Origin of the sequence: Vulcanisaeta distributa JCM 11216 (genome assembly GCF_001315985.1) — an archaeon.
Classification (GTDB): domain Archaea; phylum Thermoproteota; class Thermoprotei; order Thermoproteales; family Thermocladiaceae; genus Vulcanisaeta; species Vulcanisaeta distributa_E.
On the sequence record NZ_BBBI01000007.1, the window covers coordinates 1 to 11622 of the forward strand.

Annotated in this window: 12 protein-coding genes and 6 pseudogenes; 6 read left to right on the plus strand and 12 right to left on the minus strand. The window is 48.3% G+C overall.

The window, feature by feature from the left end; translation table 11 throughout:
- The 4 genes from JCM11216_RS17540 to JCM11216_RS07005 form a co-directional block, all read left to right on the plus strand.
- Nucleotides 1-321 (plus strand): phosphomethylpyrimidine synthase ThiC (locus JCM11216_RS17540; protein WP_243675635.1); only part of this gene is annotated, 321 nt, incomplete at its 5' end.
- Entirely contained in the window at nt 321-533 is a 213-nt protein-coding gene (locus JCM11216_RS17545) for a phosphomethylpyrimidine synthase ThiC (RefSeq protein ID WP_243675636.1), read from the plus strand. The genes JCM11216_RS17540 and JCM11216_RS17545, both read left to right, overlap by 1 nt.
- A complete protein-coding gene (locus tag JCM11216_RS17550; protein ID WP_243675637.1) occupies nt 472-843 on the plus strand; it encodes a phosphomethylpyrimidine synthase ThiC in 372 nt (123 codons plus the stop codon). The genes JCM11216_RS17545 and JCM11216_RS17550 overlap by 62 nt, the downstream gene beginning before the upstream one ends.
- Nucleotides 836-1345: a hypothetical protein gene (locus JCM11216_RS07005; protein ID WP_054853819.1), complete on the plus strand. Its 510-nt coding sequence runs from the start codon at nt 836-838 to the stop codon at nt 1343-1345. Before JCM11216_RS17550 ends, JCM11216_RS07005 begins: the two co-directional genes overlap by 8 nt.
- A gap of 5 nt (nt 1346-1350) precedes the next feature.
- Here JCM11216_RS07005 and JCM11216_RS07010 read toward each other — a convergent pair.
- From JCM11216_RS07010 to JCM11216_RS07020, 3 genes and pseudogenes are all read right to left on the minus strand, one after another.
- Nucleotides 1351-1731: pseudogene (locus tag JCM11216_RS07010) on the minus strand (PaREP1 family protein).
- 122 nt (nt 1732-1853) lie between these two features.
- Nucleotides 1854-2944: pseudogene (gene argC, locus JCM11216_RS07015) on the minus strand (N-acetyl-gamma-glutamyl-phosphate reductase).
- On the minus strand, nt 2931-3677 hold the full coding sequence (locus JCM11216_RS07020) for a hypothetical protein (protein ID WP_054853749.1): 747 nt from the start codon (nt 3675-3677) through the stop codon (nt 2931-2933). The pseudogene argC and the gene JCM11216_RS07020 overlap by 14 nt, the downstream one beginning before the upstream one ends.
- A 289-nt stretch (nt 3678-3966) precedes the next feature.
- Between JCM11216_RS07020 and JCM11216_RS07025 the strand changes: the two genes are divergently transcribed.
- Together JCM11216_RS07025 and JCM11216_RS07030 are read left to right on the plus strand one after the other, a co-directional pair.
- On the plus strand, nt 3967-4641 hold the full coding sequence (locus JCM11216_RS07025; protein ID WP_243675638.1) for a RimK family alpha-L-glutamate ligase: 675 nt from the start codon (nt 3967-3969) through the stop codon (nt 4639-4641).
- A gap of 7 nt (nt 4642-4648) precedes the next feature.
- Nucleotides 4649-5828 (plus strand): annotated as a pseudogene (locus JCM11216_RS07030) (aspartate aminotransferase family protein).
- Here JCM11216_RS07030 and JCM11216_RS17555 read toward each other — a convergent pair.
- From JCM11216_RS17555 to JCM11216_RS07060, 9 genes and pseudogenes are all read right to left on the minus strand, one after another.
- Entirely contained in the window at nt 5800-6240 is a 441-nt protein-coding gene (locus JCM11216_RS17555; RefSeq protein WP_243675639.1) for a hypothetical protein, read from the minus strand. The pseudogene JCM11216_RS07030 and the gene JCM11216_RS17555 sit on opposite strands and share 29 nt — an antisense overlap.
- A gap of 5 nt (nt 6241-6245) precedes the next feature.
- Nucleotides 6246-6714, minus strand: a pseudogene (locus JCM11216_RS17560) (hypothetical protein).
- A 49-nt stretch (nt 6715-6763) separates the two neighbouring features.
- A complete protein-coding gene (locus JCM11216_RS17565) occupies nt 6764-7186 on the minus strand; it encodes a hypothetical protein (protein ID WP_243675640.1) in 423 nt (140 codons plus the stop codon).
- Between the two features lie 71 nt (nt 7187-7257).
- Nucleotides 7258-7548 (minus strand): M20/M25/M40 family metallo-hydrolase, encoded by a 291-nt coding sequence (locus tag JCM11216_RS17570; protein ID WP_243675641.1) that lies wholly within the window; start codon nt 7546-7548, stop codon nt 7258-7260.
- A 98-nt stretch (nt 7549-7646) separates the two neighbouring features.
- Entirely contained in the window at nt 7647-8342 is a 696-nt protein-coding gene (locus JCM11216_RS17575) for a M20/M25/M40 family metallo-hydrolase (protein ID WP_243675642.1), read from the minus strand.
- 2 nt (nt 8343-8344) lie between these two features.
- Nucleotides 8345-9214 carry a lysine biosynthesis protein LysX gene (gene lysX / locus JCM11216_RS07045; RefSeq protein ID WP_054853751.1) on the minus strand — a complete coding sequence of 290 codons (870 nt, stop codon included), beginning with the start codon at nt 9212-9214 and terminating at the stop codon, nt 8345-8347.
- 13 nt (nt 9215-9227) lie between these two features.
- A complete protein-coding gene (locus JCM11216_RS07050; protein ID WP_054853752.1) occupies nt 9228-9410 on the minus strand; it encodes an alpha-aminoadipate/glutamate carrier protein LysW/ArgW in 183 nt (60 codons plus the stop codon).
- 83 nt (nt 9411-9493) lie between these two features.
- Nucleotides 9494-10117: pseudogene (locus tag JCM11216_RS07055) on the minus strand (acetylglutamate kinase); the annotation flags it as partial.
- Nucleotides 10118-10401: 284 nt separating this feature from the next.
- Nucleotides 10402-11603, minus strand: a pseudogene (locus JCM11216_RS07060) (pyridoxal phosphate-dependent aminotransferase).
- Nucleotides 11604-11622 lie beyond the last annotated feature (19 nt).

Below are 11622 nucleotides of genomic sequence, written 5' to 3' on the forward strand. Positions count from 1 at the left end.
TTCATGACCATACATGCAGCCGTCACCAGGGAATTAGCAATTAAGGCTTTGAAGAGCGATAGGGTCATACCCATCGTCTCTAGGGGGGGTGGGGGGGATATGCTCATTGGCTGGATGCTCCATAATAATGCTGAGAACCCATTCTACGCCAGGTGGGACTATGTGCTTGAGCTCTTTAAGGAGTACGACGCCATCATCTCGATAGGCGATGCCCTACGCCCAGGAGCCACGGCAGACAGCCACGACGAGTTCCACATAGCGGAACTAATCGAGGCGGCGAGACTGGTGAAGAGGCTAGGAAGGCCGGGGGGGTTCAAGTGATGGTTGAGGGTCCAGGACATGTACCACTTAACGAGATTGTTTGGGATGTTAAGCTAATGAAGAAGTTAACGGATAGCGCGCCGTACTACGTCCTGGGGCCGTTACCTACCGATGTGGCTGCCCCCCCCTACGACCACATCGCCGGCGCCATTGGCGCCGCAATTGCTGGGGGCAGCCGGCGCGGACTTACTATGCTACCTAACACCTGCTGAGCACCTGGGCTTACCAACGCCAAAGCAAGTTGAGGAAGGTGTAATAGCCTTTAAAGTGGCGGCTCACGTGGCGGACACGATAAAGCTTGGCAGGAGAGCCAGGGCCTGGGATGACGAGGTCAGTAGGTTAAGGGGTAGGCTTATGTGGAGGGAAATGATATCCAAATTAATAGATCCAGATAGGGCCTGGGCCGTGTATACGCAGTACGGGGAGCCCAGGGTTAAGGGTTGTACAATGTGCGGCGGTTACTGCCCAATGCTCATGGTGATGCAGCAAATTAAGAAAGTTAAGGGTGAGGCTAATGGATGAGACTTGGGTCTGGAGCACATGGGTTAAGGCTAGCAGGTTAAGGGGGGGCGCTGACGTTGCGATAGTCGCTGCTTGCCTACCCTTCGTAAACCCGAAACTCTATCAAGAGATTTCGAAGAATAAGGTAGTGCTGCTCGCCTGTCCTGAGCGTGAGCACTCGGCGCTTTACGGTAAAATAGCGAGCATGGTTCGATCGTCAAGGCCGAGGTCGATAATGATAGTCTCGATAGATGGTAGCCCACACTGTGCATTACTTCACGCATCGGTCAACGAGGCTGAGTACATACTCAATGAGGACATACCCAGGAGACACTACGTGGTACTTGACGGCGAAGAGCTTAGAGAAATATCGCCGAATGCCGTGAGAGTCGCTAGATACTTATCGATTGTTGAGGAGTTGATCAGGAAAAACCCCGAGGCACTCGAGGAGTTGGCAAAACATAGCCTTGAATATAGGAGTAGCCTCGCCAGGACTGGTAAAGGCGATGCATCAAGGACCTAATGGTGCTATTTCACAATACTTCTTGCAAGTTTTACCAAGTCCTCCACGTATCCTATATCCTCCCTAATCTGCCTCGCTTCAACCTTGCCTCATGGAATCCTTCCATATGCAGAAACCACGCCCTACCCCCCCACCAAAGCCTAACCTCCCCTATTGGGCTTGCTACTTATTGAGCTCACGGCGTCGAATAGCAACGTTGTTGTTTACCTCCCTGGGCCTAGGGCTATGGCCATCGCCTTGATGGCCTCCTCGGCGGCCTTGTAGAGCTTCTCGCTTGCCTGCACGGGGGGGTCCCTACTGACCAATTCAACGCCCTCCCTCAGGAACCTCTCGGCAAGCTCAAGGTGAACCTTAGACCGTTCACTTTTAGGTTTAATACCTTTGATATTATGTCAATACCCCCTCTTCATGGTCTCATTAATTAAGCTCTTAGGTATTGACGTTGTCGAAATCACTCTACACTCAGTATAAAGCCTTACTTAAAAAGTAGTTTGTGCTTTAATTAGTGCTAAACGGGATAGAGTGGAACATGTTCTAGTGCGGTTGTTTCGGGGGGGAAGCCTAGGGCCACGTTCATTGCCTGCACTGCCTGTCCTGACGCGCCCTTCATTAGGTTGTCTATTGCGGCTAGGATCACAAGCCTGTTTAACCTATTGTCTATTTCGAAGCCTATGTCAACCAGGTTCGACCCTATCACGTACTTAACGTCCGGATACCTCTGAAAGCCTGCTCTATCCTTAACAATCCTGATGAATGGTTCATTACTGTACATGGCCCTAATGGCTTCCACACGTCTGGCTCCTGCACAGATTTCGTTAACCACGCGTGTGCCGTGGTTAGTATCCCCCCCCTGACTAGGTCTACGGCGTGTGGGGTGAATGCTACGCGTACCTGCTTATTAATTAGTAGGCTTAGTTCCTGCTCTATTTCTGCCGTGTGCCTGTGGTGAACAACCTCGTAGGGCCTAATCACGTATGTCCTGAAGGGGGTGTAGGTCGAGCCTGGGCGCGTGTGCGCCGGCGCCTGAGCTCGATATCTTCGCATCAACCACAATCCTCTCAGTATCCACGAGACCAGCCTTCACCATAGGTGCTAGGGATATTATGGCTGCGGTTGCCATGCACCCAGGCACGGCTATTAACTTGGCGTTTCTTAATTCCTCCCTATGTAACTCGGGAAGCCCATAAACGGCCTTCTTAAGTAGGTCTGGGTATGGGTGTGGCTTCTCCCACCCGTACCACTCAACGTAGGCATTTGGGTCCTTAAGCCTGAAGTCCGCGGATAGGTCAATCACGGTTAGTCCAGCCTCGTAGAGCTTTGGAACCCACTCAATACTCTGCCATGTGGCAGCGCCAGGAATACTACGTCAACCTCCTTTTTGAGTATGGCGTCAATCGTGGAGTCACTGAAAGTTAGGTTTGTCCTGCCCCCCCTAAGGTTTGGGTGAACCCTAAATATGTACTCGCCCTTAAACTCCCTCGAGGTTGCGCAGGCAAGTTCAATACCCGGGTGGTTAAGCAATAACCTAAGTAACTCACCGCCGGTGACCCCCCCGCTGGCCCCCCCTACGACGCATGCCTTGTACTTACCACTCACCATTGAACCACCTCGCTATTGTGTTCACCACGTTATTCACGACATCCATTGTTAATTCAATCCTGGGTTCTACACCAAGGATTAGGTGCTCATTACCATAGGCGCCTATTGTGTACGTACACATAATGCACCCAATGTTCCTTGAAAGCTTCAAAACCCAGGGCTTTAGGTCGCCGCAACCAATACACTCATCACCGATGACTTGCACGTTAATGATTTTGTCTGGCGCCTTAATAACCATGTTAATTCTGGCCAGCGGATTAGCCATGTACATCCTATGCTCAGCCACTGATTTACCACCTTCCCACGTGGTTACTAAACCATCGAGACTTAACGCCGGTGATGGTGTAGCCAAGTAAGCCCTGCCAAGCCCCCCCCTAATTACCTTACCAACCACGTTGGGATTTAACGCAACACTTATCTCGGGCGTTGGGTAACCCAGCCTGGAGAGTTCCCTAAACAGTGCGGCTCTGTTAATAGCTAGCACGTAGGCGCCACGTGGATTTAACGTATCCTCAAACAAGCTGGATATTACGAGGGCCTCAAAGGTATCATCGAGGAGCAGCACAGCCTTGCTATTCCCGCGTTTCACTTCATCATCTCTAGTATTTATTATGGTAACCCTGAAGCCCCTATTTACTAGATCATTGTGTATTTTCTGCTCTACTGGACCGTACTTACTGAGTACAAGCGTGATGTCTTGGTTGACCGTGGTTCCTGCTTCAATGACCACCACCTGTGCTTACCGTAGCAATGAGACTTTTAAATATTTTCTTTACTATTGCAGGGGTTATAAACGTGTTATTGTTAGTAAAGGAAATGTTTATATAGTGTATTTAGTGGGTAACCTGTGGGAGTGATGGAACGGTTTCCATACTTTATGACACAATGAGAATTGAGGAAAGGCTAATACTTAGGGAGCTTAGGGACCTTGGCGCCAACGTTGCTCTAGTGAATATTGATAACATATCTCTTAACCTTAATGAGGGGGGGGTGATGACCTCGGCATAGTCCTCGTGAGGTCCATGAGCCATACGAAGGCGGGTTTAATTGCCCGTATTCTAAACATCCAGGGTGTTAAGACTATTAATAAGGGACTGGCCATAGAGAATTCATGGAATAAGGCCATTGCCATCTCAACATTGGCTAAGGCAGGTATACCCACCGTCCCAACAAGGCTCTTACTATCGGTGGATACGCAGTATGATGGTGTTAATTATCCGGCCATTGTTAAGCCTGTCCACGGTTCCTGGGGGGGAAGACTCGTAAGCCTAGTGGGCAATCACGATGAGTTAGTACTGTTGCTTAGGCATAAGGCCGTGGGTGATGCCTACTCAAAGATTGCCATGATTCAGCCATTCATTGGCGATGGTACTGACTACAGAGTCTTTATAATTGGTGATGAGGTGGTTGCGTCGATGGTTAGGAAACCAAGCCCAGGTGATTGGAGGAGTAACGTTGCCAGGGGTGGGGTTGCTCACGCACTCAAGCTTAGTGCAGACGCTTATGAAATTGCCATTAAGGCCGTGAAGGCCCTTGACCTTGATTACGCAGGCGTCGACCTACTATATAGCAATGAGACTGGTTACATGGTTAATGAGGTCAACGCAATACCTGAGTTTAAGGGCCTCATGAGCGTCTCGGGCATTAATATTGCGCGTAAAATAGCTGAGTATGTGATAAATACTGCCAGGAGGTGATCACTCAATGAGCAATGACCTACTTAGGTTTGAGGATGAGTACCTGGCTAGGTACTACAGCAAGAAGACCATAAACATTGTCAAGGGCTACATGCAGTATGTTTGGGACTCAAACAATAATAAGTACCTGGACATGCACACGGGCTTTGGCGTTGCATTCCTCGGCCATAGGAATCCAAGGATCATAAACGCCATCAAGGACCAACTTGATAAAATAATCACGGTACCACTGACCTTCTATAACGAGACGAGGGCCGAGTTCATTAGGGAGTTCATGAGGGTCGTACCGAGTAGTTTCGGCAAGGTATTCCTACAGAATAGCGGTACCGAGGCCGTGGAGGTCGCCCTTAAGATAGCGAGGAAAATTACTAAAAAGGCTGAGTTCCTGGCATTCCTGAACTCATTCCATGGCAGGACGATGGGTTCCCTCTCGGTAACCGGTAATGAGAAGTATAGGAGGGCCTTCGAACCAATGCCGTATAAGGTCAGGTTCGCACCATTCAACGTGGTTGACCAGGTGGATAAGTTGGTGACTGAGGATTTAGCAGCTGTGATTGTTGAGCCAATACAGGGCGAGGGCGGTGTTAACCCAGCAAGGCCTGAGTTCCTAAGGGCCCTTAGGCAGGTGACGAGGGAGAGGAATGTGTTGCTTATATTTGATGAGGTCCAGACCGGGTTTGGCAGGACTGGGCGTGTTTGGGCCTTTGAGAATTACGGCGTAGAGCCTGACATATTCACAGCGGGTAAGTCAATAGCCGGTGGGTTACCAATCGGAGTGGCAGTCGTTAGGAGGGAGTTCGGTGACGTTTTCGAACCTGGGGAGCACGGTAGTACCTTCGCAGGTAATCCACTCGTTATGGCTGCGGCTAGGGCAGGGGGTTGAGGTCCTGGTTAATGAGGATGTGCCTGATAGGGCGAGGGCTATGGGTGATAAGTTAATGAGGATACTAGAGGATGAGTTTAATGGCTTGAAAACAGTCTTGAGAATTAAGGGCATGGGACTTATGATGGGTATTGAACTTAAGAAGAGGGCTGATCCGTACATTGATAAATTAATGAGTGCTGGACTACTGGCGAGTGTTGCTGGTGGGACTACCGTGAGGTTACTACCACCTTACTGCATAACTGATGATGATTTAGAGACAGCGGTTAGGGCTCTTAGGTCTGTCCTGTCAGACTCATCATGATGTCATTAAGTATGTTATTCAATTCCTCATCACCTAACGGCTCCCTCCTTAAGCCATTATCGTAAAGATGCATGATCCTCTTATAGACCGCATCAATGAGTTGCGGTGTTGGTTCTATACCACGCTTCTTTAGCCAGTACTCTATCGATGACCTGCCTGAGTACGGCCCAACCAATATATTCGCCTCGCGACCAATTACGGTGGGATCCATTGATAGATACGTCATTGGATTCTTCAGTTGAGCATCGACGTGTATACCCGCTGCTGTTGTAAAGGCATTCTCGCCAACCAGTGGTTGATACCTCGGCACTGGGTAATTAAGACTTCGGAATTCCTCGGCTATCTTACTAATCACCCTGGGATTCATTCCATCAAAGGAACCCCCCCTAAGCCTGGCATACCAAATTACCAAGGCCTCTATGGCACATTACCAGCCCTTTCTCCAATGCCCAATAGCGTTCCATTGTTTATGGACGCACCGTAAAGCCAGGCAGCGACTGCGTTGGGTACTGCCATGTAGTAATCGCCATGACCATGGAACTCCAGGGACTCGCTGGGTATTCCCAACACCTTCCTAAGGACCCACACGAGCTTTGGTACGCTATAGGGCAGTGGCGCGAATGGGTAGGGTACGCCAACGCCTGTTGTGTCTGGTAGCTTTATCGTGATCTCAACGCCATACCTCTCCCCCAAGCTTAAGTAGCTTCTCCACAAAGGGTATTACAAAGCCGACCACGTCAGACCTGGTCACGTCCTCAAGGGAGCACCTAAGCCTAATACCCTCCCTCAACGCGTACTCCGCAACCTCTAGGTACTTAGCCACGACTCTATCCCTCGTGGAATTGAACTTATACCTAATGTGTATGTCAGATATCGACATTAACATAACCATTTCATCAAGGCCTGCCTCCTTAACGAGCCTCACATCCTCAACCCTAGCCCTGCCCCCCCCAACCAATTACCCTGGGCCATTCAAGGCCTAAGTCCCTAACTGCCTTAACAAGCTCTCTATCCCTACCAGTGTATAGGAAGAATTCGCTCCTAATTATTTTGCCGCTTCCATTATCTAAATCAGCCAATAACCTAAACAATTTAACAGCATCATTTATTGAGTAATAAACGTAGAAGGCTTGTTGCCCATCCCTAAACGTCGTGTCGGTTATGAATAAGCGCCCAGGTGGTTCTGGATCGATATTAATCCCATCAGTTATTAACCTAGGCGGTAAGGGCCATTGATTAAGATCAGCATACTCCAACTCCTTGTACTCAATACCCTCGTGCTTCAATAGTCGTATTAACGACTCATTATTTTCCCGGGCTAGTGAACCCTGGTTGTTAAGTGCTTCAATTAGAACCACCCAGGTTTTTCGTAAAATAAATAATTTATAAATTTTACCCCCTAATAATAAATATGGCTTAAAAAACAATACTATTTATAAATATTCATAAATTCAACTATCGCCTGCTTATATATATCTATGGCCCTAAGGTAATCCTCAACAAATATGTATTCCTCAAACGAGTGTGAGTACGCTCCATCGCCAGGCCCATACGCAACCATGTTCTTTGTCAATAATGCCAGGTCATTCATATCACTTGTACCCCATTTCCTGGCCGGGGGGGTGGGTCCCTTACCTAATACCTTAATTATTGCCCTAGACACTGCCCTAGCGCTTGTATTATTGATTGAAACCTCGACGGGTTCAGTGCACCACCTCATGTTTATGGTGATTAATCCTCCATACTTACCCAGTAACTCATTAATTCCCGCCTCAACATCCTTACATGATTTCCCAGGTGGTATCCTAACGTCGAGTATCAGCTGCAGTTACTTGGTATCATGTTCTCGGCCTCGCCGCAGTTCATTATTGTTGGCGTCACGAGAAAGTTCTCGTAGGATGTACCAGCCATTAACGTATTCCACAAATCCCTGTACACATTCATTGCAATGAGTATGGAGTTAGAGCCCAGGTCTGGATTTGATGCATGGCCGCCCCCCCTAGTCCTCACATTAACCTCAAGCCTAGTACCGCCCCCCCTGTACTTGACAACCACCTTATCAATCCCCCCCGTAGGCTCACCAACAATAATACCCGTGGGCCTCGGCACGTGATTACCACTTATCAAATACCTAGTGCCTAGGCTATCACCCTCCTCATGTACGACGGCCGTAAGCACGAGAGTTCCTCTACTCAATTCGCTCTCCATGAATGCCAGCAACATGGCCATTAACGGGCCCTTATCATCGCTGGCCCCCCTACCAATGATTTTATTACCCTCACGCCTAACCTCTATGAAGCCAGGCACCGTATCCATGTGAGCATGAAGCCATAGGACGGGCTCTCCATCACCCTTAATGGCGATTACATTACCAACCTCGTCAATTCTAGCCTCAAAACCATTCATAATTAGTAATTCCGTAAGGAATTCCGCCAACTCATGCTCATCACCCGTGGGTGAGTAAATGTTCAGGGCCTCCATGAGTAATTTTAACTTGGCCTCGTCACTGAACATCGTCAACCCCCCCTCTTAACAATGCCCATTACCAACTCCGCTATTCGCCTAGCCACATTAACACCTGTCACCCTCTGCACATTCTTGAACTCAGGCACTGTGTTGACCTCCAGGACCTTATAACCACCGTCAGACTCAACAACATCAACACCAGCGTAGTAAGCACCAACGGCCCTAGTAGCCTTGACACTTATGTCCTCAAGCTCCGGATCAATCCTCACGGCCTCCGCCTTACCACCCCCCCTCGCGGTGTTCGTCCTCCAATCATCATTAACCGCATACCTATAAATCGCTGCCACCGCCTCGTCACCAACCACAGTCACCCTAATGTCCCTACCGGGCTTCCTAATGAACTCCTGAACTAGATACGTCTCATACTGGGGGGGATTCTCCATGGAACTTCTATGCCTTGCGAGGAGCATTAGATCCTCCCTACTACCCACTAGGCTTACGAGTCTTCCCCAGGAACCGTGGACAGGCTTAACAATGGCCGGGGGGGACCCAACAACGCCTAGGGCCTTCATCGCGGACTCACTGGATAAGGCCACTATAGTGTTTGGTATTGGAACACCAAATCGATTGAGTATAGCCAGCGTGACCGCCTTGTTATTGCCAATCATTATTGATATGTAGGGATTTATTGATTTACCACCAATGGCTTCATACAATTGCGATAATAATTGAGTCCTGTGCTGACTGACAGTCCTTATAAATGCTGTGGCAACCTCATTAGCTCCAGGAAACTCAAAGGTTAAGTCCTCAGCACTCACAAGCCTATAATTAATGCCTAAATTATCGAACTCCCTAATGAGCAGCTTCTCGTCAAGCCTTATGGCATCGTAGAGGAAGTGTACGACTTCAATCAGAACCACCCCCCCTCAGCAATTATTCACCCCCCCAGTCCTCCTCCTCAACCTTAATCAGCTTCAACTGTATTAAGCCATTCTGAATAACCACTTGGTACTTCTGACCGCAACTTGGGCAGCTGACCAACTCACCATCAAGTACATCATCTGGTATTTCTATGTCTGCCCCCCCACAGACCTGGCAGGAAACCTTTGTTGGCATCACGTTACTACGTGAATATAGCTATTTAAGCATTGCGGCTAATAGCAGGAGGTTTTATAAGTCAATGGGCAGGATATATATTCTCAGGAATTACCTGTTGGGATTACGTGAGTGCCAACACCATTAATTGCAGACATGATTGGCTTATCGATCACGCCATTGGAGATTATCGCATATACGCCCTTACTGGCCAATTGGGCCGCCGTGTAGACCTTCCTCTTCATACCACCCCCCCTAACCTCCGGATTCTTAAACAAATCCTGCGCCTCAGCGGCGCTTACCCTATTAATGACCTTTCCATTTATGAGAACACCATCAACATCCGTAAGAATCACCGCGTATTTAGGCATTAAGAAGAGTGAGAGTATCTCGAGTGCTTGGTCTCCATCAACATTTAATGGACCACCAGTCTTATTATCCATGGCTATTGGCGCTATCACCGGCGTGAAACCATCATTAAGTAGTTTCATTATGAAGTCCTTATTCGCACTCTCTATCTTACCTGTGTAACCACCATCAACAACCCTCTCCCTACCCCCCCTCTCATCAATTATTATCATCGACTCCCTCCTCCTAGCCCTCAGTAGGCCACCGTCAACTCCAGAAAGCCCGATGGCGTTAACCCCCCCAACGCCTTGCAACCTACTCACCAAGTCCTTATTTAGGTACATCATACCCATGACGTAGGCACGCAAAGTCTCTTGATCTGTGTACCTGCTCGTAACCCCCCCGCTGGGGCTTGTTACGAACTTGGGCTTAAGCCCCCATTCTCTCCATTAGCTCATTTATGAAGTAACCACCACCATGAATTAGAATCACCCTATGGCCATTATTGATTAAACCAGGTACTTCCTTAACGAGGTTATCAACCCCCCCTTCCTTATTACGGACCCACCCACCTTCACTATTATTAGCATCATTAAGTGGCTGGTTATCAATATTATAAATATTGCCATAATGAAAACATCGGTTTAATATTTAGAAGCGAAAGCTACAACAAGCCTCTTAATTCATTAGCGGCCTCACTAATCCTCTCAATGCCCATGCGTATTCTCTCAATGCTCTCTACCACGAAGGATATCCTAATCGCTGATCTATAAATGTCACTGAAGTACGTGCCTGGTATCACGGTTACACCATACTTCTCAAGAAGCAACTCAGCAAATTTCTCGGAATCCCTGATATACCTCGATAAATCAACGAAGATGAACATGGAGCCCTTTGGAACAATAAACCTGGACTCGGGCAAGTACACCCTCAATGCCTCAACTGCAGCGTCCCTCCTTGACCTATACTCCTCGATTATGTACTTAAGGTGCTTCATCCTGGCCTCGGACCTGAGGTACGCGGCCACGAACTTCTGGGCAATAACGGGTGGGCAGTATGTCATCTCCTCAGCGGCTAGCTTCAACTTGGGTATTGCATCGCTTGGTCCGTAGATGAAGCCCAACCTCCAACCTGGTATTCCTGGATCCTTCGAGAATGTATTTATTGAGATTACGTGGTCAGGCGCATATTTATATATGTATACGTGTTCACCTTCGTAAATTAACGTCCTATATGCCTCATCGGACACTATCCAGAAGTCCCTATCCATGGCTAGATCGGCTATGGCCTTGGCGGTGTTCTTATCGATAATATTACCCGTTGGATTGTCTGGAGATACTATTACCAAAGCCTTCGTCTTATTGGTTACTAACTCCTTAAGTTTCTCAATATCAATCTTAAATCCGTCATCCATACTCAAACCAATCCTTTTTACCCTACCACCGAAGTACTCAATAATTGGTTTGTAGCCGAAGTACGTGGGGGGGTCCAGGAGAACAACTTCATCGCCTGGATTTAGGATCGTCATGAACGTTGCAAATATGCCCTCCTGACCACCCGCTATGATCACTACATTATCTGGACTCACATCAATGCTACCAAGTCTTCTTAAATCCTCAGAAACGGCTTCCCTTAACTCAATAATACCCTGGCTCGGTGTGTATCCGTAAGTTCCATGCTGTTATCCTCAACCAGTTGCTTAGCCAGTAAGGACCTTATCTCAATTGGTGGCGGTAGACCCGGTTGACCGGCAGATAGGTTTATGATATCCCTTCTCTCTCGCTTTAGTCTCTCCCTGATAGCGTCGATTCTCCTCGTGGGGGGGCTCTCCCTTAGGAAGGTTATTGATTGGGAAAAACCGCGCATTGAAGTCTTGTTTTGAGCA

Excerpts from the sequence above, each read along its gene's own strand:
- JCM11216_RS17570 (WP_243675641.1), bottom strand. The coding sequence starts at position 7,548 with ATGAGGTGGTGCACTGAACCCGTCGAGGTTTCAATCAATAATACAAGC.
- JCM11216_RS17545 (WP_243675636.1), top strand. The coding sequence starts at position 321 with ATGGTTGAGGGTCCAGGACATGTACCACTTAACGAGATTGTTTGGGAT.
- JCM11216_RS17575 (WP_243675642.1), bottom strand. The coding sequence starts at position 8,342 with ATGTTCAGTGACGAGGCCAAGTTAAAATTACTCATGGAGGCCCTGAAC.
- JCM11216_RS07025 (WP_243675638.1), top strand. The coding sequence starts at position 3,967 with ATGAGCCATACGAAGGCGGGTTTAATTGCCCGTATTCTAAACATCCAG.
- JCM11216_RS07050 (WP_054853752.1), bottom strand. The coding sequence starts at position 9,410 with ATGCCAACAAAGGTTTCCTGCCAGGTCTGTGGGGGGGCAGACATAGAA.
- JCM11216_RS07005 (WP_054853819.1), top strand. The coding sequence starts at position 836 with ATGGATGAGACTTGGGTCTGGAGCACATGGGTTAAGGCTAGCAGGTTA.